Source organism: Cystobacter fuscus (assembly GCF_044360685.1).
Taxonomy (GTDB): domain Bacteria; phylum Myxococcota; class Myxococcia; order Myxococcales; family Myxococcaceae; genus Cystobacter; species Cystobacter fuscus_C.
In genome coordinates this window covers 2,096,381-2,122,417 of record NZ_CP043491.1, presented here as the reverse complement: position 1 = coordinate 2,122,417, position 26,037 = coordinate 2,096,381, and the positions used below count along the sequence as shown (strand labels likewise).

Below are 26,037 nucleotides of genomic sequence, written 5' to 3'. Positions count from 1 at the left end.
AAGAGGGCGCGCCATGTCCCGCCGTGCCTCCGCCCCCCACATCGTCATCGTCGGAGCAGGACCCGCGGGTTCATCGGCCGCCACCTTCCTCGCGCAGCAGGGCGCCCGGGTGACGCTGCTGGAGCGCGGCCATTTTCCCCGCGACAAGACGTGTGGGGATGGCTGCACGCCGCGCACGCTGTGGATGTTGGAGCGCCTGGGGCTCGGCACGCTGGCGAGCACCGATGGGACGCCCGTGGACTCGGTGCACGCCGTCTCCCCGGGCGGCGTGGTGTGGGACGCCGCCATTCCGGCCCGCCTCTTCGGCGGCAAGGCCAGCATCATCCCCCGGGAGGTGCTCGACGAGCGGCTCGTGCACAGGGCCGTCCAGACGGGGGCCACCCTGCGCGAGGGCGTGCGGGTGGTGGGCCTGGAGCGCGAAGGCGGCGTGCCGCGGCTGCGCTGCCTCGGGGGCGAGTCGTTGCTGGCCGACGTGGTGCTCGGGTGCGACGGCTCCCCCTCGGTGATCCGCGGCGCGCTCGGGGCCCCGGACTTCCCCGCGCACGAGTGCGCCTTCGCCATCCGCGTCTATTACGAGAACGTGCGCCTGTCACACCCCCGGGGCATGGGCTTCTTCTGGGACGAGGCGCTGCTGCCCGCCTATGGGTGGATCTTCCCGCTGCCCGGAGGCCGGGCCAACGTGGGCCTGGGCATACGCGCGGACCAGCTCGCAGCGTCCAGCGCGCGGCTGCCCGAGCTGCTCGATCGCTTCTGCGCGAGCCCTCGCGTGGCGGCGGAGCTCGCCGGGGGCCGGCGCCTGGGGCGGCCCAAGGGACACCACCTGCCCTTCGGCTCCTCGGCCCGGCACACCACCTTCGATCAGGCGCTGCTGCTGGGGGACGCGGCCGGCTTCGTCAACCCGCTCACCGGCGAGGGCATCGAGTTCGCCCTGGAGTCCGGCGCCTTCGCCGCCGAGGCGGTGGCCGAGGCCGTGAGCGCGGGAGACCTGTCGGCCCGGGGGCTCGGCGGCTACGCGCGGCGCTGGCGCACGCGCTTCCGCACCGCGTTCCGGCTCAACCGCCGGCTCATGTGGGCCTTCGAGCGGCCACGGCTGTTGGATCGCGTCTTCCGCACGGCGTGCCGGGACGAGCGCACCCGCGACGAGCTCATCGACGTGATCAGCGGCGAGGCCACCCGGCTCTCGTGGCGCTTCCTCGCGTCGGTGGCACTCGGACGTTGAGGCACGGGACGCACTGTGAGTCCTTCCCCCGGGCTCCGCCACACCGCGCACCGCGTTACTGACGAGTGGTTGACGTGTGGAGGACGCGCGGGAGAACTCGCCGCCAGAAGCGTCCCCCGCCCCCTTGCACCCCCTGGGAGCTGGGCACATCCTCGATCGCGAACGGCCACGACAGGAGGTGGGGGAATGCTTTCCATCCATGAGCATGCGAGTCTGGAAGAGGCGAGCGTGGAGCTGTTGGAGTTCGCCCTGGCTCCATCCAACTGGATGGCGGTCCAGGCGAACGGGGCGGCGGTGGTGCCCGCGCAGGACGTGCAGCACCAACGGCGCGTCGGGCCGCTGCGCATCTACGCCGTCGTGGAAGTGACGCCCTCGCTGGAGGTCTTCCTGCGCGTCGCCTTTCGCGCGCCGGGACTCTCGCCGGTGAAGGCCGCGGACCACCTGGAGCTCTTCCTCAAGCAGCGCCTGCCGCTCACGCCCAACACCGAGTGGCAGGTGGAAGTGGATGAGCGCCGGTGGATCCACTTCGTGCGGCGCTACGCCTCGCCTCGTCTTCAGGCGTGAGCCTCGACGGCGGGCGTGTGCGGCCCTCCGGGGACGTGCTGGCGCCCGCCCACCACTTGGCCCTCGTTCACCTCGATGATCCAGTAGCCCTCGCGTCCGGCCTGCGTGGACGAGCCCGCGCAGAAGACATGTGGCCGCTCGGCCGTGGCCGGCAGGTGGTAGCGGTGATGGATGTGGCCGTGCAGCACCGCGAAGCGCGGGCCCCGCAGCAGACGGATGAGCGCCTTCGCGTCCCGGAGCCGATGCAGGGGGTGATCCGCGCCGCCCGCGGGCGTGAAGGGCGCGTGGTGCACCACCACCAGCAGGGCCCGGCCCTCCAGCCGGGGATCCGCCACCACCGCCGAGAGCCCCTCCAACTGCGCCGCGCCAATGAGGCCCGAGGCGATCCCGGGAACCACCGGCACCCGCGCGGACAAGAGCCCCACCACCGCGGCGTCCCGCCCCACCAGCCGCACGAAGGGGAAGGCCCCCTCGCGCTGGTGCTCGGGCAGATCGCTGTGCAAGAGCTGGCCGAAGTGCCGCGCGAAGCGGCCCGAGCGGTGGCTGCCCGGCGTGAAGACATCATGGTTGCCGGGGATGATGGTGCACCGGCCCGGGTCCTCGGCCAGCTCGCCCAGAGCCTGGCGCGCGAGCACGAACTCGGGCTCCAGCGCGTACTGGGTGACGTCACCGGAGAGGATGAAGTGGTCCACGCCCCAGCGCCGCGCGTCGTCCGCGATGGTGGCGAGCGTCGCGGGCGCTCGCGCGTAGGCCTTGCGGCGCCCTCCCACGGTCTGCTCGAACATGGCGAGCCACCGCCGCCAGCCCAGGGGACGCATGGGCAGTGACGGGTAGTCCGCCGTCATGTGGACATCGGAGCAGTGAAGAAAGTGCATCGGGTTCCATCCAGGGCACACCGGGTGGCACGGGCACGCATGCTCGCCCGCCTGAAGACGCATGCTCCCCCATCCGAGGGGCACGGCGGGTGAAAACTGCGCACGCCTCGCGGGGAGGCCAAGCTAGTCTGGCCGCCACCACGTCATGAGCCTTCGCGGACGCTTCGCGCCCAGCCCCACCGGGCGCATCCACCTCGGCAATGCCCGCAGCGCGCTGCTCGGCTGGCTCCAGGCCCGCGCGGCGGGAGGCCGCTTCCTCTTGCGCATCGAGGACCTGGACCGGGCGCGCTGCCGGCCCGCCTTCCTGGATGACCTGTACCGGGATCTCACGTGGCTGGGCCTGGACTGGGACGAGCCCCCCCTGGTGCAGAGCGAGCGCGGGGAGGTGTACCAGGCGGCCCTGGAGAGGCTGGAGCGGGCGGGCCGGGTCTACCCGTGCTTCTGCACGCGCGCGGAGATCGCCCGGGCGGCGAGTGCCCCCCATGGCCTGGGCGAGGAGGGCCCCCGCTACCCGGGCACGTGCGCGGCCCTGACGCCCGAGGCCCGCGTGGCCCGGGCCGCCACGCGTCCTCCGGCATGGCGCTTCCAGGCCGTCCCCGGGGAGTGGTGCTTCGAGGATGGACTGCACGGCCGCTACTGCCAGGACGTGGCCGCGGCGGTGGGGGACTTCGTGGTGCGCCGCAATGACGGCGTGGCGAGCTACCAGCTCGCCGTGGTGGTGGACGACGCGGCCAGCGGCATCACCGACGTGCTGCGCGGCGATGATCTGCTGTCCTCCACGCCCCGGCAGCTCCAGCTCTACGACGCGCTCGGCGTGAGCCCCCCGCGCTTCTGGCACGTGCCCCTGGTGCTGGGCGAGGACGGCAAGCGGCTGGCCAAGCGGGAAGGCGCCTTCGCGGTGGCCGAGCTGCGCGAGCGTGGCATCGCCGTCGAGCGGGTGCTGGGGCTGCTCGCGGCCTGGAGCGGGCTGGGCGATGGCTCGCCGGTGACGCGCGAGGAGCTGCTCCACCGCTTCCGCCCGGAGCTGCTGCCCCGGACCCCGGTGGTGGCGCACGAAACGCCCTTGAAGGAGGCCCTGGGGTTGGGCTGAAAATTTCCACCTGCTACACTCCGCGCGGGATCCCGTGAAGCGGGAGGCTCTTGAAAACCCGGGCGGGGCGCTATGGTGTACATCCTCGCACGCACGCCACATGTCCGTCACCGTTCAACAGCTAGCTGCCCGGGACGCCGAAGCGCTGCGGGCGCTGCTCGCCCGGGATCCGGCCCACAACCTCTACCTGCTGGGGCTGTTGGAGGAATTCGGCCTCACCTCGCCCGAGGGGCAGGGCGGCTTCTCCTATTGGGGGCGCTTCGATGGGCCGACGCTCACCGCGGCCGTGTTCGTGGGGGGCGCGGGAGGGCTGCTGGTGCCCTCGGCGAGTGACGGCACGGCCACGGGGCTCATCGCGGACACGCTGGCCGATCGCGTGAGACTCCGAGGGGCGGTGGGCGACAAGCCCGCGGTGGACGCGCTGGTGCGCAGCCTGTGCGTGGGCCGGCCGAAGCTGTCGCGCACCTACCGGCTCTTCTCCGTCTCGGCCGATGACCTGGGCCCCTTCACCAACCCGCTCTTGCGGCTGGCGCGCGAAGAGGATCTGCCGCGCCTGTTGCCGCTGGCGGCGGGGGCCATCCAGGAGCTGCACGAGCGGGACGCGCTCGCGGAGGATCCCCACTTCGAGGCGCGGGTGGCGCAGCGCGTGCGGGCCAAGCGCACCTACGTGCTGGAGGAGGACGGCGAGCTGGTGTTCAAGGTGGACATCGGCAGCCGCTCGCAATACGGCGCGGAGCTGGAGAACCTCTACACGCTGCCGTCGCAGCGCAAGAAGGGCCACGCCACGCTGTGCCTGGGGCAGATCTCCCGCTTCCTCCTCTCGTCGCTGCCGCGCCTGACCCTGCGCGTGGAGGAGAAGGACGAGTCCCTGGCGCGCATCGCCCGCCGGGTGGGTTACCTCGCCGGCCGCACCCAACGCGTGGTGCTGGTGGATTAGCGCGGGGCGGCTGCCGCCTGGGGATTTCGACTGGAGACACATCGATGATGTCCCCCCGCTCACCTGTCTCCGTGAACGGTTAGGGTGTGGAATGAGCAAGACTCTCTTGTTGCTGCGCCTGTGCATGGCCTTGTGCTTGGTGCTGCCCACATCGTGCATGACGTCCCGAGGCTCGGCAGTCGACGAGGCGAACCCGAAGCCGGAACCCGTGGCGGTGCGGGTGAGCGAACTGCCCGGAGGCAGGCTGCGGCTTGCCTTCGAGCCGGTGGAGCCAGACTTGACGCTAGAGCAAGTGCCGCCGCACGAGGCACAGGAAGTGCTCGCGATCTTCCATGAGTCCTTCCCGAGGGAAAAAGGGCGTCATTTCCGGCTCGTGCGAACCTCGACGGGGCCGGAGCCCGCGGAGTGGGAGCAGCGACTGAGAGAGGAGTTCTTGTCCCGCTACGGAGTTCCCGAGGTGCCACTGCCCGGGGCATTGGAGACGAGCCCCGTCTTCATGGCGTTGAAAATGTCACCCCCCTACATGGGTGAGGGTGCCCGGGATGCGGCACGGGAACTGTTCCGCTCACCCGTGTTCCTCTCTAGCGTCGCGTTGTCGGTGCTGGTGTATTTCTCCGCCTGGCTGGCACCAGAGCCCTTGTTCACCAAAGCCTTTGTGATGGCGTTGACGCTGAGACTGGCCTTGCTGGTGGGCGTGCTGGAACTCAACCAGTTCGCGAGGGCATGCGCGAGGTTGTACCAGGAAGCCGAGGCGGCGAGATCGGTGGAAGAGTTGGAGGCGGTAGCGGAGCGCTTCGGCAAAACAGTGGGAGGAACGGGGCTACGCGTGCTGATGCTGGCAGCCAGCATGGGAGTAGCCAGGGGATTGCCCGAAGTGCCCCAGGGTGGTCTCGGGGCGCTGCTATGGGCGCCTCGGCACGCGTTGGCCGGGGGAATGACCGTAGAGGGAGCGGCAACAGTGCAGATGGTGGCCGATGGCACCATCATCGTAACGGGCATGGCGGCGGGCACGGCGACTTCAGCGGCAGGCAATGCATGCACGGATGGAACCGAGAGCCAGAAGGACTACCACTGGCACCACCTCGCAACGAACAAGAATGAGATTTCATCGCGCTACGGTGGACCATGGACGCCCTTGTTCGAAAAGCTCTTCACAAAGGCTGGGATGAGTCTGGATGCGGCGGAAAACCTCGTCTACCTCAAGGGACATAAAGGCCCCCATCCCGAGGAGTACCATTCGGAAGTCTATCAGCGACTCGAAACAGCACTCAGAAAATGCCAGACCGTTGCACAATGCAGAAGCAATCTGGTGCGAGCACTCCAGAAAGTGGCGGATGAGGTATGTTCCCCCGGAGCCTCGCTCCACCAATGGGTGACGAAGTGAAGCACATGGCCCGGTATTTCGAACTGATGGACGACAGGCGCTCCGAGTCACGGTGGCATCTGGGAAGCCCCGTGAATGAGCAGGGGCAGGAACTAGACCCCTGGCAATTCAAGGATGGGAAATCGCTCGAACCAGGCTGCGTTCCTCGGTTTCCACTCGATACGCCAGGACGTCCTCTGGACTATTGCTGGGCGGCGTTTTCCATTCCTGTCGTCCATGAACGGGTCGTCCAGCTCTTCGAGCGGCTGGATGTCCAAGAAGTGCAGTTCCTTCCCGCGCGAGTCGAGGGCCATGATGCGCCCTACTTCATACTCAACTCGCTTCGCATCATCCGGTGTATCGACGATGCCCGGTGCAGACGGGTGGCCTACTGGACGCCCGAGGATGAACAGCCAGAAAAGGTGGGGGAGTACCGGGTTGTTTCAGGTCTGCGCATCGACCCCGGAAAAGCAGGAGGGGCCCACATCTTCCGGCCCTGGGGCTGGCCGGTCGCCCTCATCGTCTCCGAGGGCCTCAAACAGGCCATGGAGGCGGAGGGCATCACCGGCACACGGTTCATCGAAGTGTGACGCCTGTCCGCCTCGGGCGCACACCAGGGCTCATCCACTTGCCCGCTCCTCCCTAGCGGGACGCGGGGGGATGACCCGAAGCGCGCCTGGAGGTCGGCCCGCACAGGAACCAGGGTGCGCATCCCGTCGCGCCCCCCCCGCTGTACTCCAGACCAACGCATGGTCAAGGTCGATAGGGAGAACCCTTTCAACCCGAGGGAGGCGCATATGGCGAACATCAATCAGAGCGGGATGGATATCAACAACCCACAGTCGCAGAGCACGGAGGAGCCGGGTGCGACGCGACGTGCCTCGGGAGTAGACCTACAAACCCGGCGCGAGCAGCGCCGGGAAACCAAGCGCAACCAGACCTACAAGGCCTTCCTGCGCAACCTCATGGCCATCGGCTCGATGAACGAGGAAGACGCGGAGCGTGCCGCGATCTCGGTGCTCTGCGTCCTGGAACAGCGGCTCTTCGGCGGGGAGCCGGCCCACCTGGAAGCCCAGCTCCCCGGCAAGCTTCAGGATCTGCTGGTCCGCTGCGAGCGGCACACGGGCAAACCCGCGAGCAAGTTCGGCAGGGACGGCTTCATCCAGATGGTGGCGCAAGACCTGGAGGTGGAGCCCCTCGTGGCGGAGCGGAGGATCCGCGCCGTCTTCACCGCCTTGAGGGATCAGGTCTCCGAGGGGGAGATCGACGACGTCATCGGCCAGCTGCCCTCCGACCTGCGCGAGCTGTGGCACCTCACCATCTGACGTGCGTCGAGGCCCGGCCGCCCCCGCGCACGGTCAATCGTGCCCCTCCGAGGTGCGACCGCGTGAGGGGGCCTCGGGCTTGAAGAGAGAGCGGCCCGGGGTCGCCATCCACGCCAGCGAGAAGTGCTTGCCCTGGGGATGGAGCGCCAGCACGGCCCCCTTGCGCAGCTTGCCGGGCAGTTCCTCCTGCTCCAGGGCGCGCGCGCCCGCGACGGCGAGCGAGGGATTGTGCCCCACGAGCATCCAGCCCGGGCCCAGCTCGCGTGCCATGTGGAGGATGCGCTTGGGCGCCTGGGGACGGGGACGCAACTCGGGGAGGACCTCCACGTGAGCGAGTCCGAAGGCCTCGGCGAGGATCTCCGCGGTCTGGATGGCGCGCACCAGGGGGCTCGTGGCGATGCCCACCATGGGCGTGAGGCGCGCGAGCTTGCGTGCGTGGGCACGGAAGGTGGCCCTGCCCTCGAGCGTCAGGGGACGGCTCTCATCACCCAGGCGGTGGTCACCCTCGGCCTCGGCGTGGCGGACGAACATCAGGGGCATCTGGTGGGAAGACATGGCGGGAGTGTCCCTAAAGCCCCGGGGCCCAAGGGACAAGCAACGTTCCCGCGTCAGGACTCCCGGCGGCGAGACACGTTCGTGACGGTGGAACCCCGCGTCCGGCGGGCGGTAGAGTCCGCGCCCATGTCCCGTCCCACGCCTGACCGCCGTCCCCTCTCGGGTGAGGGCCCCGTCATCCTCCGGGAGCCCAGTGATCCGCGCTGGCTGCCCCTCGCGCTCGAGCGCTTCGACGAGGTGCTGGTGGACCATGCCCACTGCGAGAAGAAGGCCGCCGCCAACGCGCTCTCGATGATCCAGGTGTACCCGGATCTGCCGGGCCTGCCCGCGCAGATGGCGCGGCTGGCGCGCGAGGAGAGCGCGCACCTGGCCCGGGTGCTGGAGCTGATGGCCGCCCGCGGCCTGACCTTGAACCGGGACGCGGGAGACCCCTACGCCCAGGGCCTGCAGAAGGCCGTGCGCACCTCGCACGAGGGCCGCAAGGTGGACCGGCTGCTCGTGGCCGCCGTCATCGAGGCCCGCTCCTGCGAGCGCCTGTCGCTGCTCGCCGAGGGACTCGAGGAGGAGTCGCTGCGCCGCTTCTACGCGGAGCTCGCCCAGTCCGAGGATGGCCACCAGTCGCTCTTCTACCGGCTGGCCGTCACGGCGGCGGGAGGCGACGAGACGCCGGTGCGCGCCCGCCTGGAGGAACTGCTCGTCCTCGAAGCCGAGGTGCTCCAGCGCATCGGGGTGCGCGCCGCCATCCACTGAGCGGACGAGCTGCCCTCCGGGGCGAGCCCCGCCCCTCCTCGCGGGACGGGGTCAATGCCTTGCATCCATCAGGGCGGGCGCGGCCCGCCCAATCCCAGACATCCCAGCCACCCCTCGCGACGAGCTGAGTTCCCGGGACCGTGGAGTTCCGTTCGGATCCAGGTTGCTGTGCAACCCGCGCGTGTTCAGGTTCGCCCCCGCAGTCAGGAGCAGGGGTGGGTCCGCGAGCGGCGAGGAGGGGCGAACGAATGCAAGGGCGTCGGCAACGCAAAGGGACCGGAGCGGGAAGGACGAGGGGAAGTGGAAGCATCTGGCTCGTGGGTCTGCTCGTCGGCATGGCCTCGTCGGCGCTGGCCCAGAATCCAGCCACGACGGTGGACATCGACGTGAGCGCCGGGCGGCATCCCATCAACCCCTTCATCTATGGCGTCGCCCATGCCACCCGGGCGCAGTTGGAGGATCTCAACGCCACCCTCAACCGCTGGGGAGGCAACGCCACCAGCCGCTACAACTGGCGATTGAACGCCGCCAACCGCGCCAACGACTACTTCTTCGAGAGCCTGCCCTACCCGAGCGCGCAACCGGGTGGCCAGGTGGATGCCTTCATCCAGAGCACCCGGGAGGCGGACGCCGAGCCCCTCGTCACCATTCCCATCCTCGGCTGGGTGGCGAACCTGGGGCCGGACCGCTCCAGGATGTGCAGCTATTCCATCGCCAGGTACGGCGCGCAGCAGGACAGGGATCCCTACTACCCGGACGCCGGCGATGGGGTGCACGTCTCGGGGAAGGACGTGGCCAACGATCCCCGGGACGCCAACGTGCCCGTGGACGCGCGCTTCCAGAAGGGCTGGGTGGAGCACCTGCGCCAGACCTGGGGCACGGCCGCGCGCGGGGGCGTGCGCCACTACGTCATGGATAACGAGCCGAGCCTCTGGCACCAGACCCACCGGGACGTGCAGCCCACGGGTGCCACCATGCGGGAGCTGCGCGACAAGTTCCTCGCGCACGCCGCCGCGGTGAAGGACGCGGAGCCGGACGCGCTCATCCTCGGCCCCGAGGAGTGGGGCTGGAGCGGCTACTTCTACAGCGGCTATGACCATCAATACGCGCCCCAGACGGACTACACCCGCTACCCGGACCGGGAGGCCAACGGGGACTGGGACTACCTGCCCTGGCTGCTGAACCAATTGCGCACGCACGAGCGCACCACGGGCCGGCGGCTGCTGGACGTCTTCACCGTCCACTACTACCCCCAGGGCGGTGAGTTCAGTGGCAACACCTCCCAGGCGATGCAGCTGCGGCGCAACCGCTCCACGCGCTCGTTGTGGGATCCGGACTACGTCGACGAGACGTGGATCAACGACACGGTCATGCTGGTGCCCCGCCTGAAGGACTGGGTGAGCACCTGGTACCCGGGCACGAAGGTGGGCCTCACCGAGTACAACTGGGGCGCGGAGGCGCACATCAATGGCGCCACCACCCAGGCAGACCTCCTCGGCATCTTCGGCCGCGAGGGGCTGGACTACGCCACCCGCTGGGAGACGCCGGCCGCGGCCACGCCCACCTACAAGGCGATGAAGCTCTACCGCAACTACGACGGGCGCAAGTCCACCTTCGGGGACGTGAGCGTGGCCTGCTCCGTGCCCGAGCCGGACCACCTGTCCGCGTTCGCCGCCCAGCGCACGAGCGATGGCGCCCTCACCGTCATGGTCGTCAACAAGGTGTTGACGGGCTCCACCCCCCTCACCTTGAACCTGTCTGGCTTCAGAGCGGGATGGATGGCGCAGGTCTGGCAGCTCACCGCCACCAATACCATCACCCGCCTGAGGGATGTGTCCGTGTCCGCGGGCGCTTTGCACACCCGCGTTCCCAGCCAGAGCGTCACCCTGTTCGTCATCCCCCTGGCCTCGCGCCCCAGCAACCAGCCTCCGGTGGCGAAGCTCACGGCGACGCCCACCTCGGGCAACCCACCCCTCACGGTGGCCTTCAGCAGCGCGGGCTCCACGGACCCCGATGGTCCCCTCGTCACGTATGCCTGGGACTTCGGGGATGGACAACACGCCACCGGCGCCACGGTGAGCCATGTCTATACGCGAGGGGGCTCCTTCACCGCCACGCTCACCGTGAAGGACAACAACGGCGCCACCGCCACCGCCTCCGTGCCCATCCAGGTGACCGCCACCTCCCTGGAGGCTCCGACCAACTGCTACACCCAACGCGCGGGCTCGGACGTGACGGTGCGCTGGACGGACAACTCCCAGACGGAGCAGGGCTTCATCGTCGAGCGCGGCCTCCAGGTCTCGCCCATCACCTACCAGGAGATCGCCCGGGTGGACGCCAACACCAGGATGTTCGTGGACAGGCAGGTGGCCCCAGGCAGGTACTACTACCGGGTCATCGCCTTCGCTGGCGCGCTCCGGTCCACTCCTTCGAACATGGATGGCGAAAAGATTCCCTGACCCGACGCGACGCCAGAGTGTCACCCGGTTCATCATTCCCCCGGGTCCCGCGCCCCACCGGTGAACGGGTCTGGGACGGCGATTCCCGGGCGCGTATAGATGGCGCCGCCCATGAGTGCCCCGACCACGTCCTACCCGCCCGCTCCTCCCCGCCCGCTCCTCCTCGCGCTCGCGTACCTGGCCTTCGTGAGCCTCGGACTGCCCGACGCCGTGCTCGGCGTCTCCTGGCCCTCCATCCGCCACACCTTCGAGCTGCCCCAGGCGGGCATGGGCATCATCCTCGCCACGGGGGCGGCGTCCTACTTCGTCTCGGGCCTGCTCGTGGGCCGGCTCATGCGCGCGCTCGGGGTCGGCCTGCTGCTGGTGGCCAGCACCGTGCTCGTCACGCTCGGCATCACCGGCTACGCCACCCTTCCCTACTTCCCCCTGTTCCTGATGGCCTCGTGTGTCATCGGCTTCGGCTCGGGCGCCATCGACGCCGGGCTCAACACCTACGCCGCCCAGCACTTCGGCGCGCGCCACATGAACTGGCTGCACGCGGCCTACAGCACCGGAGCGGCCCTGGGTCCCGTGCTCACCACGGCGCTGCTCGCGCGCGACGCGGGGTGGCGCGCGGGCTATGCCGTCATCGCCGCGCTGCTGGGCACCCTCGCGCTGTGCTTCGTGCTGATGCGCCGGCAATGGGACGGGGCCCCCGGGGGCTCCGCCTCCACCTCCAACGAGCCGGGCGGGGCGGGCGACGTGACGCCCACGGTGGGTGCCCTCGAGGCCCTGCGCCGCGCCCCGGTGGGGTTGCAGATCCTCATCTTCTTCTTCTACACCGGCATCGAGGTCACCGCGGGCCAGTGGAGCTACACGCTCCTCACCGAGGAGCGTGGCCTGGGCACGGCGGAGGCGGGCACCTGGGTCAGCGTCTTCTGGGGATGTCTGCTCGCCGGACGCATCTCGCTCGGCTTCGTCATCGAGCGCGTCGGCACCGTGCGGCTGCTGCGGCTGAGCACCGCGCTGGCCGTCGTGGGCGCGCTCCTCTTCGCCCTGCCCTCACTGCCTCCCGCACTCGGGTTGGGCCTGCTGGGATTCTCGATCTCCTCCATTTTTCCAGCCCTCATGTCCGAGACCCCCCGAAGGGTGGGCCAGGACGCGGCCGCTCACGCGGTGGGCTTCCAGGTAAGCGCCGCGACGCTGGGGATCGCCGTCCTGCCGAGCCTCGCGGGCCTGCTCGGGGCGCGCTTCGGCCTCTGGGTCATCGGGTGGCAGATCCTCGGATGCGTGGTGCTGCTGACGGTGCTCCACGAGATCCTTTCCGTCCTGACTGACCGCGCCTCCGCTCCCGCTTCACGCGAAGTGATGACGCGGCCCGTGAGCCAAGAGAAGTAGGGGCGCGCGCGCGTTCTTCGCGTTAGCGTGCGGGCCGTTGTCTTCCGAATGGAGCAGCAATGACGGACCCGAAGAACACCTCTCCGGACGCTTCCACACGTCCGGAGACCCCCACCTCCGAAAGCGCGGAGGGCGCCACCCGCCGGGAGTTCATCGCCACCGCTACCGTAACCGTCGGCGGAGCCCTGTTGTTGGACGGTTGCAGCCATACCCCCACCACCCCCGACACCCCCACGCCTCCCGGTACCCCGTCCTCGCCCCCGGCCACCGGTGACGTGGACGTGTCGTTCACCCTCAACGGCCAGCCCCGGACGGTGAAGGTGGACACGCGCACCAGCCTGCTGGACGCGCTGCGTGAGCGCCTGGACATGACCGGCACCAAGAAGGGCTGTGACCACGGCCAGTGCGGCGCGTGCACGGTGCTGGTGAACGGCCGGCGCGAGCTGAGCTGTCTGTCACTCGCCGTCATGAACCAGGGCGCCGAGGTGCGCACCATCGAGGGCCTCGCCCAGGGTGACAAGCTGCACCCGATGCAGGAGTCCTTCATCACCTGTGACGCGCTGCAGTGCGGCTACTGCACGCCGGGACAGATCATGAGCGCCGTGGGCCTCATGTCCGAGCCCTGCGGGCCCGCCGACGACGACGTGCGCGAGGCGATGAGCGGCAACATCTGCCGCTGCAGCGCCTACCCCAACATCATCGCCGCCATCCAGCAGGTGCGGCAGAACACCAAACAGTAGCCTCCAGGTCTCGCGCATGAATCCCTTTCAATATGAGCAAGCGCAGGAGCTGAACTCCGGCGCGGAGCGGGTGCTTCGCACCCCCGAGGCCACCTTCCTGGCGGGCGGAACCAACCTGCTGGACTTGATGAAGCTGGGCGTGGAGAAGCCCGCCGTCCTCGTGGACGTGCGCAAGCTGCCGCTCGCCCAGGTGGAGGAGCTGCCCGATGGGGGCCTGCGGCTGGGCGCGCTCGCGCGCAACAGCGACGTGGCCTTCCATCCGCTCGTCAAGGAGCGCTACCCCCTGCTGTCCCAGGCCCTGCTCGCGGGCGCCTCGGCGCAGCTGCGCAACATGGCCACGGTGGGCGGCAACGTCATGCAGCGCACCCGCTGTTCCTACTTCCGCGACACCTCCACCCGCTGCAACAAGCGCGAGCCCGGCACGGGCTGCTCGGCGCTCGAGGGCATCAACCGCGGCCATGCGGTGCTGGGTGTCAGCGAGGCGTGCATCGCCACCCACCCCTCGGACATGGCCGTGGCGCTCGCGGCCCTGGGCGCCACCGTGCGCGTGAAGGGCGAGAAGGGCGAGCGCTCCATCCCCTTCACCGACTTCCACCTCCTGCCCGGCACCACGCCCCAGCGCGAGACGCAGCTCGAGCACGGGGAGCTGATCCTCTCGGTGGACGTGCCCGCGCTGCCCGCCGCGAAGCAGTCGCTCTACATCAAGGTGCGTGACCGCGCTTCGTACGCCTTCGCCCTGGCCTCGGTGGCCGCGGCGCTGGAGGTGAAGAACGGCCGCATCGAGCAGGCCCGGCTCGCGCTCGGTGGCGTGGGCACCAAGCCCTGGCGCGTGCCCGCCGCCGAGGCGAAGCTCGTGGGCCAGGCCCCTTCGCCCGAGGTGTTCCAGGCGGCGGCGGCGGCGGCGCTCGAGGGCGCCCAGCCGCGCGAGCACAACGGTTTCAAGGTCGAACTGGCGCGGCGGCTCGTCGTGCGTGCCCTGACGGTGTTGGGAGGTCGCTCATGAACGGCAAGCTGATTGGCAACCCCGTGGACCGGGTGGACGGCCGGCTCAAGGTCACCGGCAAGGCCACCTACTCCGCGGAGAACCACCCGGAAGGCATGGTCTACGCCGCCATCGTGCAGAGCACGGTGCCGCGCGGCAGCGTGCTGCGCATGCATACGGACGAGGCGGAGAAGGCCCCGGGCGTGCTCAAGGTGCTCACCCCCCGCAACATGCCCAAGCCCGCGGGGCTGGCGCAGTACAGCGCCATCCCCATGTTGCCCAAGCTCCCCGTCATGCAGGACAGCGAGGTGTTCTACAACGGCCAGCCCATCGGGCTGGTGGTGGCCGACACGTTCGAGCGCGCCGTGCACGCCGCCTCGCTCGTGCGCACCACCTACGTGGACAAGCCCGCCATCCTCGACATCGAGAAGGCACGGGCCAACGCCCAGCCCGCCCCGGGCATCTTCGGCGGTCCCCCGCCCGGGCACACGCGCGGCGACGTGGAGGCCGGGCTCAAGGCCGGCCCCGTGCGCGTGGAGGCCACCTACGTCACCCCCGCCGAGACGCACCACCCGATGGAGCCCCACGCCACCGTCGTCGTGTGGAACGACCCCGAGCACCTCACCCTGTACGACACCACCCAGGGTGTGCACTTCTCGCGGCAGTTCCTCGCCCTGCTGCTGGCCATGCCCCAGGAGAACATCCGCGTGCTGTCGCCCTTCCTGGGCGGAGGCTTCGGATGCAAGGGGCTGCCCTGGGGGCACGTCGTGATGAGCGTCCTCGCGGCGAAGGAGGTGGGCCGTCCGGTGAAGGTGGTGCTCACGCGCCAGCAGATGTCCATGATGGTGGGCTACCGGCCCACGACGGTGCAGAAGCTGGAGCTGGCGGCCAGCCCCAAGGGCCAGCTCACCGCCCTGCGGCACACGGGCATCTCGGAGCTGTCCGAGCAGGACTCCTTCGCCGAGACGTTCACCGCCGTGAGCAACATGCTCTACGCGTGCCCCAACGTCACCACCGCCCAGCAGGTGGTGCGGCTGAGCACGTCCACGCCCACCTTCATGCGCGCCCCGGGCGAGGCCCCCGGCACCTTCGCGCTGGAGAGCGCCATGGACGAGCTGGCGCACCAGCTCAAGATGGATCCGCTGGAGCTGCGCCGCCTCAACCACGCGGACAAGGATCCGGAGCACGGCCGTCCCTGGTCCAGCAAGTCCCTGCTGGAGTGCTACCGCGTGGGCGCCGAGCGCTTCGGCTGGAAGAAGCGGCCGCTCGCGCCGCGCTCCCTGCGCGAGGGCGACAAGCTCATCGGCTGGGGCATGGCCACCGCCACCTTCCCCGCCATGCGCGGCCAGGCCGCCGCCGTGGCGCGCGTGCTGCCGGATGGCACCGCGGTGGTGCAGTGCGGCGGCGCGGACCTGGGCACCGGTGCCTACACCGTGTTCACCCAGGTGGCCGCCGACGCGCTCGGCATGTCCCACCAGAAGGTGCGCATGGAGATGGGCGACAGCCAGCTGCCGCTCGGCCCCCTCGCGGGCGGCTCCATGAGCACCGCCACCGCCTCGCCCGCCATCCAGGGCGCGGCCGCCTCGGCGCGTGAGCAGCTCGTGAAGCTCGCCGTGGCGGACAAGGCCTCGCCCCTGTACGGGCTCGCGGAGAAGGACGTCCTCACCGAGGACGGACGGCTCTTCTCGCGCAAGGACAAGTCCAAGGGCGAGACGTACGCGCAGCTCCTCACGCGCCAGCAGTTGCCCCACGTGGAGGGCAAGGGCGAGTCGGCGCCCAAGGAGGAGGAGAAGAAGTACAGCGGCCACGCCTTCGGTGCCCACTTCGTCGAGGTGCGCGTGGACGAGGCGCTGGGGACCGTGCGCGTCAGCCGCATCGTCTCCACCATGGCCGCCGGCCGCATCCTCAACGCCAAGACGGCCAGCAGCCAGATCAGCGGCGGCATCATCTTCGGCCTGGGCATGGCGCTCACCGAGGAGACCCTGCGCGACCCCCGCAACGGGCGGGTGATGACGGCGGACCTGGCCGACTACCACGTCCCCGTTCAGGCCGACGTGCCGAAGATCGACGTGCAGTTCATCGAGGAGGAGGACAAGTTCGTCAATCCCCTGGGCATCAAGGGCATTGGTGAAATCGCCACCACCGGCGTCGCCGCCGCCGTGGCCAACGCCGTCTTCCACGCCACCGGCAAGCGCATCCGCGAGCTGCCCATCACCCTGGACAAGCTGCTGTAAGAGGGCCGGGCGGAACGCCTCCCGCGTTCCGCCCCCCTCTCCCGGCGCTTCCAGTGCTGGCGGAAATAACCGTCCTTCCTTGATTTGCCGGGAAAAAGGGCATGAGATGCGGCTCCCCCCTCGCTGCCGGAGACGCCGCGTCATGTCCAGACACCCACTGACCCTGTTGTCGTCACTGCTGTTATTGCAGGCCTGCAACCCGGTGATGGAGTCGCCGGAAGAGCCGCCCGAGCCCGTGGCCGCCCCGGCCCAGCAACCCCTGGCGGCACCTGGCTTCGCCGAGCTGCACCACCACATGTTCGCCGAGGAGGCGTTCGGCGGTGGCTGGTTCCATGGCAGCTACACCGGCACGCTCGCGAGCTGTGATGGGGGGGAGCCCGAGAGCGACCATGCGCGGGTGCGCATGGACCTGAGCAACATGCTCAACCTGTGCCCCAACTCGGGCAGCGTGGACCTGAGCGGCGTGCCCCTCTTGTCGTCGCTGTTCGGCGTGGGCGGGGCGGCGGCGTCCGAGTTCATCGGGAAGATCGAGGGCACGGAAGGGGACACCGGCCTGCACCTCGGGCGCAAGAACGTGAACACGCAGTGGCCGCGCTGGGACACCATCGCCCACCAGCAGGCGTGGGAAGGGTGGCTGAAGCAGGCGCACACGGGGGGCCTGTCGCTGGTGACGGTGTCGCTGGTGAGCAATGGCTTCCTGTGCAGCGCCCTGCCCTACGCCAACCTCAACCGCCCCTGCGACGAGATGGCGGACGTCGAGGTGCAGATTCAAATGGCCAAGGACTTCGACGCGCGCACGGACTGGGCGGAGATCGCCCTGTCGCCCGCGCATGCCCGGCAGATCATCGCCTCGGGCAAGCTGGCGATGGTGCTCTCCATCGAGGTGAGCAAGCTGTTCGGCACCAAGGACTGGCGCTCGGAGCTCAACCGCTTCCATGACCTGGGCGTGCGCTCGCTCCAGCCCGTGCACCAGCTGGACAACCGCTTCGGCGGCCCGGCGCTGCACAACGCCATCTTCCAGGTCGCGCAGTTCCTGGAGAACTGCCACATCGACACCGACTGCGGCGCCACCGGCAACGGCTTCACGCTGGGCTTCGACGTGGACGCCAACTGCCGCAACACCAAGGGCCTGACGGAGGAGGGCAAGGCGCTGGTGCGCGAGATGATGGCCAAGGGGATGCTCATCGACATCGCCCACATGTCCGAGCGCAGCGTGCAGGACACGCTCGCCCTCACCCAGGCCAACACGTACTACCCCGTCTATGTCTCCCACGGGCACTTCCGCGAGGTGATGAACCCGGAGCTGGCCGCCACGGAGAAGACGACCCCCGCCAACGTGGTGCGCGCCCTGCGGCAGAGCGGCGGCATGTTCGGCCTGCGCACGGCGCATGACGAGACGCGCGCGTACACGCGCACTTCCATCGCCAACAACTGCCAGGGCTCCACGCGCTCCTTCGCCCAGGCGTACGAGTTCGGCCGCCAGGGACTCAAGGTGCCCATGGCGTTCGGCGCGGACCTCAACGGCTTCATCCAGCAGACCCGGCCGCGCTTTGGCTCGTATGGCGCGTGCTCGGCGGGCTTCAAGGCGGAGGCGGATGCGCAGGCCGCCCAGCAGCGCCTGTCCGGGCCCCCGCGCCTGGGCACCGACTTCGACCAGTACGGCCTGGCCCACGTGGGACTCCTGCCGGACCTGCTGCGCGACCTCAAGCAGCTGGGCGCCAACACCACGGGCCTCGAGGGCTCCACGGAGAGCTTCCTGCGCATGTGGGAGCGCGCCCAGTCCACCCGCGCGGGCATGGCGGACGCCGCGGCGGACATCGACACCAGCGGCGTGGCCCCCTACGTGGACAAGGCCACCCGCGAGGCGCAGTACCCCCAGGTGTGCGGCAAGGCGTACGCGCCCGCCTCCAAGGTGCTCGGCGAGACGTGCCGCTTCAACGAGGAGTGCGTGAGCGCGAAGTGCACCTCCATGGAGTGCGGCGCCATCACCGGCACCTGCATCTGCGACGGCGACAACGACTGCGGCACGACGCAGTACTGCGGCTGGGGCCTCAACACCGGCGTGTGCCAGAACAAGAAGGCCAAGGGCGCCCTGTGCGCGGAAGGCCGGGAGTGCCTGTCGGGCACCTGCCGCTGGCTCACCTGCGGTTGAGCCCGGGACCCTCCGCCGCGAGGGTGGCCCCCGGCGCGCGCACGGCGGCCGCCGGGGTGCTCCCCTTGCCCTGGAAGGGCCAGCGCATGGGCACCAGCACCACGAGCAGGGCGAGCAGCACGGCCGTCAGGGGCGTGCCGAGCCGGAAGAAGTCCGTGAAGCGGTAGTGGCCGGGCCCGTACACGAGCACGCAGCTCGGCTCGAGCGGGGTGATGAAGGAGCAGCTCGCCGCGAGCGTCACCCCCATGGCGAAGGGCCGGGGATCCACCCCCAGCTTCGCCGCGGCGCTGATGGCCACCGGCAGCACCACCAGGGCCGCGGCCTGGTTGCTCATGGGGGCCGACAGCACGATGGTGAGCACCATCATCAAGAGCATCACCAGACGCGGGCCCCCATAGGCCCCGAGCCGCGCCGCGTGTTCGCCGAGGAAGCGCCCCGCGCCGCTCGTCTCCATGGCCACGCCGAGCGCCATCATGCAGCCGATGAGCAGCACCACCCGCCAGTCCACCCGGAAGGCCCGGCCCGCGTCCACGCACCCGGTGGCGATCATCCCCAACATCCCGGCGAGTCCCGCCACCGCCAATGGCACCACCTCGAGCGAGCCCAGCAGCAGCGCCCCGAGGAACAGCGACACGGCCAGCAGGGCCTTGGCATGGCGGGGCGGCTGGTACTCCACGCCCCCCAGCACGAGCAACTGGGCGCCCTCGGTGAGGTCCTGCACCCGCTCACGCGCTCCCCACAGCATCAGCACGTCCCCCGCCGACAGCTCCAGGGTGGACAACGAGCGCCCGCCCACGCGCCGGCCCAGCAGCTGCAACTTGGTGAGCCGCTGGACGACGGGCCTGCGGTGCAGCGCCAGCGCCACCAGGCCATAGCGCTCGAGGAAGTGCGTCTCCTTGAAGCTGCGGCCCACGAGTGGACTGTCCGGGGTCACCGTCGCCTCCACCAGGATGGTGTCCTGGGGGCGCAGCTCCGAGTCCGACAGCTTCACGTCCGGCCTCAGCTCGATGCCCTTCAGGTCCTTCACCCGGAGGATGTCCTCTCGCTTGCCCTCGATGATGAGCCGCTCGTCGCCCTGCAGCCGGAACGTCGGGATCGCCGGCAGGGGCTGCCCCCCGCGGCACACCCCGATGACGCGCAGCCCGAGCCCCGTGGTGATGTCCGCCAGGGTCTGGCCCACATAGGGGGAGTCCGGGGGCAACACCACCTCGGTGAGGTAGTCGCGCAGGGTCCAGTCCGTCATGGAGCCGTCGCCCTCGCGCGCCGGCAGGAGCAGCGGCCCCAGGAACACCACGAGCAGCATGCCGATCACCGCCAGCGGCAGGCCCACGGGCGTCAGCTCCGTCACCCCGAGCGGCGCGAGCCCCAGGCGGGGCAGCGCCGCGGACACCACCAGGTTGGTGGAGGTGCCGTAGAGCAGCACCATGCCCCCCAGCATGGAGGCATACGCCATGGGCAAGAGCACCTTGCTCTTGGGCACCTTGGCGCGATGCGCCGCCCCGATGGCCACCGGCAGGAAGGCCGCCGTCGTCACCGTGTTGGACACGAAGGAGGAGAACACCGCCACCGCCCCCATCATCGCCAGCACGAACGTCTGGTGGCCAAAGCGCGCGAAGAAGGACAGCCGCTGCCCCACCAGCAGCACCACCCCCGTGCTCGCCAGCCCCTGCGTCATCGCCAGCAGGGTGAAGATGAAGACGACGGTGTCGTTGCTGAAGCCCGCGAAGGCCTGCTCGGGCGTCAGCACCCCCGTGAGCGCCAGCAGGCACACGATGGACAGCGACGTCACCTCGATGGGAATCGCCTCCAGGGAGAACAACACGAGCGCCAGCAGCACGGCGCCCAGGACGATGGCGATGGTCATGGAGGGTGCGCAGACTGGAGCTTGCCGGACGTGGAAGGAAATCTTCCGGTACTGAACGTCGGCTTCTGAATAGACACGATTCAATTAGTAAAATTGAATGAACAAGGCAGTCCCCGAGGGAGGCGAGGAAGCGGGCGTCGTTGCTTTTACAAGCAGGAGCCAGAAATGTAGCCGGACCTTTTACAAGGAGATGTCCACATGGCCTCGCTCCAAACCCCAGGGACCCAGGGCAGTGCTCCCACGAAGAACCCGGAGCTCCTGGCCTGGGTGGCGAAGATGGCGCAGATGACCCAGCCGGATCAGATCGTCTGGTGTGATGGGTCCGAGGAAGAGAAGAAGCGGCTGACGGAGCAGGCGGTGAAGCAGGGCATCCTCATCCCGCTCAATCCGCAGAAGCGCCCGGGGTGCTACCTGCACCGCTCCAACCCCAACGACGTGGCGCGCGTGGAGCACCTCACCTTCATCTGCACCACGAACAAGGAAGACGCCGGGCCCACCAACAACTGGATGGAGCCCGAGTCGGCATACACGAAGCTCTCCCACCTGTTCACCGGGAGCATGAAGGGCCGCACGATGTACGTGGTGCCCTACGTGATGGGCCCGCTGGGCAGCCCGTTCGCCAAGGTGGGCGTGGAGCTGACCGACAGCATCTACGTGGTGCTCAACATGCGCATCATGACGCGCATGGGCCGCGCGGCGCTGGAGATGCTGGGCGACGCGGGCGAGTTCAACCGCGGCCTGCACAGCACCGGGGACCTGGACCCCGAGCGCCGCTTCATCTGCCACTTCCCCCAGGACAACACCATCTGGAGCATTGGCAGCGGCTATGGCGGCAACGCGCTGTTGGGCAAGAAGTGCATGGCGCTGCGCATCGGCAGCTATCTGGGCCAGCACGAGGGCTGGCTCGCCGAGCACATGCTCATCCTCGGCGTCACCAGCCCCCAGGGCGAGACGACGTACGTGGCGGCGGCCTTCCCCTCCGCGTGCGGCAAGACGAACTTCGCCATGATGATTCCGCCCAAGGAGTACGCGGGCTGGAAGATCGAGACCGTGGGCGATGACATCGCGTGGATGCGCGTGGGCCCGGACGGGCGCCTGTGGGCCATCAACCCCGAGGCCGGCTACTTCGGCGTGGCCCCCGGCACCAACATGAAGAGCAACCCCAACGCCATGACCAGCGTGGCGCGCGACACCCTCTTCACCAACGTGGCCCTGACGGCCGATGGGGACGTGTGGTGGGAAGGCATGGACGGCGAGGTGCCCGAGGAGCTCACCGACTGGCAGGGCCGGCCCTGGAAGAAGGGCAGCACGGAGAAGGCGGCGCACCCCAACAGCCGCTTCACCGCGCCCATGACGAACAACCCCGTGCTCAGCTCCAAGGCGAACGACCCCATGGGCGTGCCCATCTCCGCCATCATCTTCGGCGGCCGTCGCTCCAACACCGTCCCGCTCGTGCTCCAGGCCTTCAACTGGACCCATGGCGTCTTCCTGGGCGCCACCATGGGCAGCGAGACCACCGCCGCCGCCACCGGCAAGGTGGGCGTGGTGCGCCGCGACCCCATGGCCATGCTGCCCTTCTGCGGCTACCACATGGGTGACTACCTCCAGCACTGGCTCAACATGCAGAAGGCCATCGCCCACCCGCCGAAGATCTTCCAGGTCAACTGGTTCCGCCAGGACAAGAACGGCAAGTTCATCTGGCCGGGCTTCGGCGAGAACATGCGCGTGCTCGAGTGGATCGTGAACCGCGTCCACGGCCGCGTGCCCACCGAGGAGACCCTGCTCGGCTGGGTGCCGCGCTCGGATCAGGGCCTCAACACCAAGGGGCTGGACCTGCCCCGGGAGTCGCTCGCCGAGGTCACCTCCATCAAGCCGGACGAGTGGAAGGTGGAGCTCAAGAACCAGGAGGTCTTCTTCGAGTCCCTGGGACTCAAGGCCCCCGAGGCGCTGACGTTGCAGCGCAAGCTGCTCATCTCGCGGCTCGAGAGTTGACAGACCTGACACACGGCAGGTGAGCCCCGCTCGACGGGGCGCGGGGCCGCCCTTCCACATCCAGGAGGGAGCGGCCCGGATGTTTTGGAGTAGACTCGGCCTTCATGAGATTGGTCCTGCTTCTGTGGACGGCCCTGCTGCTCACCCCCTTCGCGGCACACGCCAAGGGCCCCTCCGCCAAGGAGCTCGTGAAACAGGCGGAGCGGCTGTATGACCAGAAGAAGTACGTGGAGGCCGCCGAGGCGCTCGAGAAGGCGAACGAGCAGGCCCCCGACTCGCGGCTCGTCTACAACATCGCCCGCGCGTACGACCAGGCGGGCCGGGCACGCGAGGCCATCAGCTATTACGAGCAGTACATGACGGACGGCGAGGACGCGCAGCTGCGCAAGCGCGCGCGCTCGGCGGTGGAGCGCTTGCGTCTACAGCAGCAGAAAGAGGAGGCGGCGGCGGCGGCGGCCGAAGCCGAGCGCAAGCGCATGCAGGAGGAGGCCGAGGCGGCCCAGCGGCGCATGGAGGCGGAGCGCGAGGCGGCCCGGCAGGCCGAAGCGGCCAACCAGCTGCGGCTCGAGGAGGCGCACCGGGACGCGCTCGCGGAGCGCAAGCGCACGCAGATCACCTCCTTCGCCCTGGGAGGCCTGGCGGTGGCGGGCGTCGGCATGGGCGTCGTCTTCGGGGTGCAGGCGGCGAACGCCCGCGCGAACTTCAACAACGCCCAGGACCTGGACACCAAGGTCGCCGCGCGCACCGCCACCCGGAGCAACGCGCTGCTGGCGGACATCGGCTATGGCGTGGGCATCGTCAGCGCCGTGGCGGCCGTGCTGCTCTATCCCCGGCAGCCCGCGCCCGTGGCGGGACAGGCCCGGTTGATCTCCGCGCCCCGGGGCTCGGGCGCGGGTGTGGAGGTGAGCTTCTGATGCGCGCACTGTGGATGACGGGAGTGTTGTCGGTGCTGGCCAGCGGGTGCAGCTTCATCTCGGCGGCGGGGCTCGACGAGTGCGAGACGAGCGCGGACTGTGGCAGCGACCGGGTCTGCACCCCCGAGAAGCTGTGCCTGCCACTGCCCGTGGGCTGCGGCACCGTGTACGGCTCCCAGAGCCGGGATGCCATTCCCATCGGGGGCCTGTTCCCCGTGCACTCCGGCCCGGCCGTGGACGCGCCCATCGACGAGTCGGATGAGCAGGCGCTCAACGCCGCGGTGCTGGCGGTGGAGCAGATCAACCAGCGAAGCATTGGCGGCAAGCAGTTCGCCCTGTACTTCTGCGACACGGGCAACGACGTGGGGCGCGCCCAGCGGCAGGCCGAGTGGCTGGTGAAGGAGAAGAAGGTGCCGGCGATGATCACCGCCGGCAGCAGCCAGACGCTCACGGTGGCCCAGTCGGTGGCCATCGCCGCGAACGTGGTCACCATGAGCTACAGCGCCACCTCGCCCGAGGTGACGGATCTGCCGGACAAGAATGGCGGGCAGGTGGGGTTCGTGTGGCGCACCTCGGCCTCGGACGCCATCCAGGGCAGCGTCATCGCCAACCTGCTGCGCACCGACGCCCGCTTCGGCGCCCCCAAGCGCGTGGGCATCTTCTACGTGAATGATCCCTACGGGCAGGGGCTCTTCAACATCGTCTCCGAGCGCCTCGACATGGCCCCGAAGGTGGACAACGAGGGGGACTCGTATACGCGCCAGGGAGACGTCAAGGCCGCGCTGGACACGCTCAACCAGTTCGATCCGGACCTCACCGTGCTGGTGGGTTTCGCCAGCGACGTCACGAACATCCTCACCGAGGCCGCCACCCGGCCCAACCTCCAGCGCAGCGTGCACAAGTGGCTGTTCTCCGACAGCGTGAAGGACGTGGCCGTGCTGGCCAATGGCACGGCGTCCGCCCAGGCGCAGGGCTTCTATGGCACGGCGCCGGCCCAGGGCACGGGGCAGGCCTTCCGCGCCTTCCAGAGCAGCTTCAAGGACCGCTTCAACAAGGACCCGAGCGCCTACGCCTATACCTCCAATGCCTATGACGCCATGTACCTGCTGGCCCTGGGCGCCGCCTACTCCCAGGGCACCAGCGGCGCCGTGACGGGCCCGAAGCTGGCCGAGGGCCTGACGAAGGTCTCGTCCGCGACGAACAACCCCATCCAGCTCACCAGCAGCAGCTTCACGAGTCTCGCCGCGGAGCTCGCCGCGGGCCGGAGCGTCAACGTGGATGGAGCCAGCGGCGCCCTGGACTTCAACAACGACACCGGCGAGGCCCCCGCCCCCGTGGAGTTGTGGCAGGTGGTCGGCAACAACTTCGCGACCATCGAGACCATCCCGGCGCCCAAGACCACGCCGTGACGCCCCCTCCCCCGCGCGAGCGCTCCCCCGAGGGACGCGGCGCGGGGGGAGCGGCACGCTACGCCCAGGACGCCGCCCCGTCCGCGCCCGGAGCCTCCGCGTGGAACCAGGCCGCTACCGGCTCCCCGCCCTCGAAGTAGAGCAGGCTCCTCACCCCATCCCGGTCCTCGATGCGGATGCACTGGAGGTTGCCCTCGTCATCCATGAGCAGGTGCACGTGCTCCGGCTCACTGACGTGGTGGGTGAACTCCCGCCGCAGCGTGCCCACCGTCACCTCCAGGGTGCCTGGCTCCCGCGACTCCACGTCGATGCCCACCAGCGGCAGCGCCTGCTCCATCCGCCACGGCGACCCCTGCCCGTCCTCCACCTCCAGCCGGAGGGGATGACTCGACGCCCGCTCGCTCAGCAACTCGAAGTAGGCGAACCAGTTCCGCCTGGGAATCTCCGCCACATAGCCCATGGTCTGCCTCCTCCCCCGAAGGTAGGTCCGCGAGCGCCCCGGCCATCCACCCCTTCATGAATGGCGCGTTCTGGCGATTCCCCAGGCCGTGGGGCGGGCAGGCGTTCATCCCCCTCGTGGCTCGTCAGGAGCCCGTCCCGGCGTCCGGGTCCGGATCACACGAACACAGGTCCGCGTCGATGTCCTCTCCGCCCGACGTCCCATCCCCCCCATAGGAGGTGATGCGCGGCTTGCCCCCTTCATTCACATAGACGTACTCGTTGCCCCAGGGGTCCTTGGGCAGCGCTTCCAGGATGCGGTTGTCCACCAGCCCGCGCAGCCCCGTGGCCGTGTCTGGGAAACGGCCTTTCTTGGCGTAGTACACAGTGAGAGCGTTGCGCAGCGCGTGGAAGTCCATCCGCGCCCGGCGCTGCCTGGCCTCATTCAACCGGGGAATCACGGCCACTCCCACCGCGGCCATGATGAGGCCCAGGATGGTGATGACGACCATGATCTCGATGAGCGTCATGCCGCGTGCCCGGCGGCGCCGCGCCCCCGTCTTGAGTTGTTGCACCTTGTAGCTCCTTGTCTGGCCCCGCGTGGAGCCAGACATCCACCTGTGCAACCCGTGCGCCGGACGGGGCGGCGCTCGTGGCGCCGAGGAGCGCGGAGCGGACGCGGGGCGGCCAGAGTCAGCGGGCAAGCCAGGCTGTCCCGGACGAGGACGCGCTCCCGGGACAGCCTGTCCCGACAGGATGGCGGGACACTTTGTCGCTCCGAGCGCCAAGTCTTCTGGC

The 26,037-nt window shown here is 69.5% G+C and carries 22 protein-coding genes; 17 read left to right on the top strand and 5 right to left on the bottom strand.

Annotated elements, in window-relative coordinates:
- The first annotated feature begins 13 nt into the window (after positions 1-13).
- A complete protein-coding gene (locus tag F0U63_RS08830; protein ID WP_395845444.1) occupies positions 14-1,219 on the top strand; it encodes an NAD(P)/FAD-dependent oxidoreductase in 1,206 nt (401 codons plus the stop codon).
- Positions 1,220-1,405: 186 nt separating this feature from the next.
- Positions 1,406-1,783: a hypothetical protein gene (locus tag F0U63_RS08825; protein WP_395845443.1), complete on the top strand. Its 378-nt coding sequence runs from the start codon at positions 1,406-1,408 to the stop codon at positions 1,781-1,783.
- Here F0U63_RS08825 and F0U63_RS08820 read toward each other — a convergent pair.
- Positions 1,774-2,658, bottom strand: coding sequence for a metallophosphoesterase family protein (locus F0U63_RS08820; RefSeq protein WP_395845442.1), 885 nt, complete (start codon positions 2,656-2,658; stop codon positions 1,774-1,776). The two genes, F0U63_RS08825 and F0U63_RS08820, sit on opposite strands and share 10 nt — an antisense overlap.
- A 145-nt stretch (positions 2,659-2,803) precedes the next feature.
- Between F0U63_RS08820 and gluQRS the strand changes: the two genes are divergently transcribed.
- The 5 genes from gluQRS to F0U63_RS08795 all read left to right on the top strand — a co-directional run bounded on the left by gluQRS (position 2,804) and on the right by F0U63_RS08795 (position 7,373).
- Positions 2,804-3,748: a tRNA glutamyl-Q(34) synthetase GluQRS gene (gluQRS, locus tag F0U63_RS08815; protein WP_395845441.1), complete on the top strand. Its 945-nt coding sequence runs from the start codon at positions 2,804-2,806 to the stop codon at positions 3,746-3,748.
- Positions 3,749-3,848: 100 nt separating this feature from the next.
- On the top strand, positions 3,849-4,685 hold the full coding sequence (locus F0U63_RS08810) for a DUF4081 domain-containing protein (RefSeq protein ID WP_395845440.1): 837 nt from the start codon (positions 3,849-3,851) through the stop codon (positions 4,683-4,685).
- Between the two features lie 91 nt (positions 4,686-4,776).
- Positions 4,777-6,069 (top strand): AHH domain-containing protein, encoded by a 1,293-nt coding sequence (locus F0U63_RS08805; protein WP_395845439.1) that lies wholly within the window; start codon positions 4,777-4,779, stop codon positions 6,067-6,069.
- 71 nt (positions 6,070-6,140) lie between these two features.
- The gene (locus F0U63_RS08800) at positions 6,141-6,638 is read left to right on the top strand and encodes an imm11 family protein (RefSeq protein ID WP_395848341.1); all 498 of its coding nucleotides are present in this window, start codon (positions 6,141-6,143) and stop codon (positions 6,636-6,638) included.
- A 207-nt stretch (positions 6,639-6,845) separates the two neighbouring features.
- Complete coding sequence (locus tag F0U63_RS08795) at positions 6,846-7,373, top strand: DUF2267 domain-containing protein (RefSeq protein WP_395845438.1); 528 nt, start codon at positions 6,846-6,848, stop codon at positions 7,371-7,373.
- Positions 7,374-7,406: 33 nt separating this feature from the next.
- On the opposite strand, the gene F0U63_RS08790 is transcribed toward F0U63_RS08795, so the two are convergent.
- Positions 7,407-7,928, bottom strand: coding sequence for a SixA phosphatase family protein (locus F0U63_RS08790; RefSeq protein ID WP_395845437.1), 522 nt, complete (start codon positions 7,926-7,928; stop codon positions 7,407-7,409).
- Positions 7,929-8,054: 126 nt separating this feature from the next.
- Here F0U63_RS08790 and F0U63_RS08785 point away from each other — a divergent pair, with 126 nt between their 5' ends.
- The 7 genes from F0U63_RS08785 (at position 8,055) to F0U63_RS08755 (ending at position 18,622) form a co-directional block, all read left to right on the top strand.
- On the top strand, positions 8,055-8,678 hold the full coding sequence (locus F0U63_RS08785) for a tRNA-(ms[2]io[6]A)-hydroxylase (RefSeq protein ID WP_395845436.1): 624 nt from the start codon (positions 8,055-8,057) through the stop codon (positions 8,676-8,678).
- 317 nt (positions 8,679-8,995) lie between these two features.
- The gene (locus F0U63_RS08780) at positions 8,996-11,137 is read left to right on the top strand and encodes a glycoside hydrolase family 44 protein (protein ID WP_395845435.1); all 2,142 of its coding nucleotides are present in this window, start codon (positions 8,996-8,998) and stop codon (positions 11,135-11,137) included.
- A 111-nt stretch (positions 11,138-11,248) separates the two neighbouring features.
- Complete coding sequence (locus F0U63_RS08775) at positions 11,249-12,514, top strand: MFS transporter (RefSeq protein WP_395845434.1); 1,266 nt, start codon at positions 11,249-11,251, stop codon at positions 12,512-12,514.
- A 59-nt stretch (positions 12,515-12,573) separates the two neighbouring features.
- Positions 12,574-13,254: a (2Fe-2S)-binding protein gene (locus tag F0U63_RS08770; protein WP_395845433.1), complete on the top strand. Its 681-nt coding sequence runs from the start codon at positions 12,574-12,576 to the stop codon at positions 13,252-13,254.
- A 16-nt stretch (positions 13,255-13,270) separates the two neighbouring features.
- Entirely contained in the window at positions 13,271-14,257 is a 987-nt protein-coding gene (locus F0U63_RS08765; RefSeq protein WP_395845432.1) for an FAD binding domain-containing protein, read from the top strand.
- On the top strand, positions 14,254-16,470 hold the full coding sequence (locus F0U63_RS08760) for a xanthine dehydrogenase family protein molybdopterin-binding subunit (protein ID WP_395845431.1): 2,217 nt from the start codon (positions 14,254-14,256) through the stop codon (positions 16,468-16,470). The genes F0U63_RS08765 and F0U63_RS08760 overlap by 4 nt, the downstream gene beginning before the upstream one ends.
- Before the next feature lie 142 nt (positions 16,471-16,612).
- Positions 16,613-18,622, top strand: a complete 2,010-nt coding sequence (locus F0U63_RS08755) for a membrane dipeptidase (protein WP_395845430.1) — start codon at positions 16,613-16,615, stop codon at positions 18,620-18,622.
- On the opposite strand, the gene F0U63_RS08750 is transcribed toward F0U63_RS08755, so the two are convergent.
- Positions 18,609-20,486, bottom strand: a complete 1,878-nt coding sequence (locus F0U63_RS08750) for an SLC13 family permease (protein WP_395845429.1) — start codon at positions 20,484-20,486, stop codon at positions 18,609-18,611. The two genes, F0U63_RS08755 and F0U63_RS08750, sit on opposite strands and share 14 nt — an antisense overlap.
- Positions 20,487-20,684: 198 nt before the next feature.
- Here F0U63_RS08750 and F0U63_RS08745 point away from each other — a divergent pair, with 198 nt between their 5' ends.
- The 3 genes from F0U63_RS08745 to F0U63_RS08735 all read left to right on the top strand — a co-directional run bounded on the left by F0U63_RS08745 (position 20,685) and on the right by F0U63_RS08735 (position 24,801).
- Complete coding sequence (locus tag F0U63_RS08745) at positions 20,685-22,478, top strand: phosphoenolpyruvate carboxykinase (GTP) (RefSeq protein ID WP_395845428.1); 1,794 nt, start codon at positions 20,685-20,687, stop codon at positions 22,476-22,478.
- A 104-nt stretch (positions 22,479-22,582) separates the two neighbouring features.
- Positions 22,583-23,392, top strand: a complete 810-nt coding sequence (locus F0U63_RS08740; protein ID WP_395845427.1) for a tol-pal system YbgF family protein — start codon at positions 22,583-22,585, stop codon at positions 23,390-23,392.
- The gene (locus tag F0U63_RS08735; RefSeq protein ID WP_395845426.1) at positions 23,392-24,801 is read left to right on the top strand and encodes an ABC transporter substrate-binding protein; all 1,410 of its coding nucleotides are present in this window, start codon (positions 23,392-23,394) and stop codon (positions 24,799-24,801) included. Before F0U63_RS08740 ends, F0U63_RS08735 begins: the two co-directional genes overlap by 1 nt.
- Positions 24,802-24,859: 58 nt before the next feature.
- Here the strand turns inward: F0U63_RS08735 and F0U63_RS08730 are convergent, their stop codons facing one another.
- Both F0U63_RS08730 and F0U63_RS08725 read right to left on the bottom strand, forming a co-directional pair.
- On the bottom strand, positions 24,860-25,261 hold the full coding sequence (locus F0U63_RS08730) for a DUF5335 family protein (RefSeq protein WP_395845425.1): 402 nt from the start codon (positions 25,259-25,261) through the stop codon (positions 24,860-24,862).
- Between the two features lie 124 nt (positions 25,262-25,385).
- Positions 25,386-25,853, bottom strand: a complete 468-nt coding sequence (locus tag F0U63_RS08725) for a type II secretion system protein GspG (RefSeq protein ID WP_395845424.1) — start codon at positions 25,851-25,853, stop codon at positions 25,386-25,388.
- Positions 25,854-26,037: the final 184 nt, after the last annotated feature.

What these genes read in the sequence shown, in the direction of transcription:
- F0U63_RS08830 (WP_395845444.1), top strand. Translation starts at nt 14, where the DNA reads ATGTCCCGCCGTGCCTCCGCCCCCCACATCGTCATCGTCGGAGCAGGA.
- F0U63_RS08825 (WP_395845443.1), top strand. Translation starts at nt 1,406, where the DNA reads ATGCTTTCCATCCATGAGCATGCGAGTCTGGAAGAGGCGAGCGTGGAG.
- F0U63_RS08820 (WP_395845442.1), bottom strand. Translation starts at nt 2,658, where the DNA reads ATGCACTTTCTTCACTGCTCCGATGTCCACATGACGGCGGACTACCCG.
- gluQRS (WP_395845441.1), top strand. Translation starts at nt 2,804, where the DNA reads ATGAGCCTTCGCGGACGCTTCGCGCCCAGCCCCACCGGGCGCATCCAC.
- F0U63_RS08810 (WP_395845440.1), top strand. Translation starts at nt 3,849, where the DNA reads ATGTCCGTCACCGTTCAACAGCTAGCTGCCCGGGACGCCGAAGCGCTG.
- F0U63_RS08805 (WP_395845439.1), top strand. Translation starts at nt 4,777, where the DNA reads ATGAGCAAGACTCTCTTGTTGCTGCGCCTGTGCATGGCCTTGTGCTTG.
- F0U63_RS08795 (WP_395845438.1), top strand. Translation starts at nt 6,846, where the DNA reads ATGGCGAACATCAATCAGAGCGGGATGGATATCAACAACCCACAGTCG.
- F0U63_RS08790 (WP_395845437.1), bottom strand. Translation starts at nt 7,928, where the DNA reads ATGTCTTCCCACCAGATGCCCCTGATGTTCGTCCGCCACGCCGAGGCC.
- F0U63_RS08785 (WP_395845436.1), top strand. Translation starts at nt 8,055, where the DNA reads ATGTCCCGTCCCACGCCTGACCGCCGTCCCCTCTCGGGTGAGGGCCCC.
- F0U63_RS08775 (WP_395845434.1), top strand. Translation starts at nt 11,249, where the DNA reads ATGAGTGCCCCGACCACGTCCTACCCGCCCGCTCCTCCCCGCCCGCTC.
- F0U63_RS08770 (WP_395845433.1), top strand. Translation starts at nt 12,574, where the DNA reads ATGACGGACCCGAAGAACACCTCTCCGGACGCTTCCACACGTCCGGAG.
- F0U63_RS08765 (WP_395845432.1), top strand. Translation starts at nt 13,271, where the DNA reads ATGAATCCCTTTCAATATGAGCAAGCGCAGGAGCTGAACTCCGGCGCG.
- F0U63_RS08760 (WP_395845431.1), top strand. Translation starts at nt 14,254, where the DNA reads ATGAACGGCAAGCTGATTGGCAACCCCGTGGACCGGGTGGACGGCCGG.
- F0U63_RS08755 (WP_395845430.1), top strand. Translation starts at nt 16,613, where the DNA reads ATGTCCAGACACCCACTGACCCTGTTGTCGTCACTGCTGTTATTGCAG.
- F0U63_RS08750 (WP_395845429.1), bottom strand. Translation starts at nt 20,486, where the DNA reads ATGACCATCGCCATCGTCCTGGGCGCCGTGCTGCTGGCGCTCGTGTTG.
- F0U63_RS08745 (WP_395845428.1), top strand. Translation starts at nt 20,685, where the DNA reads ATGGCCTCGCTCCAAACCCCAGGGACCCAGGGCAGTGCTCCCACGAAG.
- F0U63_RS08740 (WP_395845427.1), top strand. Translation starts at nt 22,583, where the DNA reads ATGAGATTGGTCCTGCTTCTGTGGACGGCCCTGCTGCTCACCCCCTTC.
- F0U63_RS08735 (WP_395845426.1), top strand. Translation starts at nt 23,392, where the DNA reads ATGCGCGCACTGTGGATGACGGGAGTGTTGTCGGTGCTGGCCAGCGGG.
- F0U63_RS08730 (WP_395845425.1), bottom strand. Translation starts at nt 25,261, where the DNA reads ATGGGCTATGTGGCGGAGATTCCCAGGCGGAACTGGTTCGCCTACTTC.
- F0U63_RS08725 (WP_395845424.1), bottom strand. Translation starts at nt 25,853, where the DNA reads ATGTCTGGCTCCACGCGGGGCCAGACAAGGAGCTACAAGGTGCAACAA.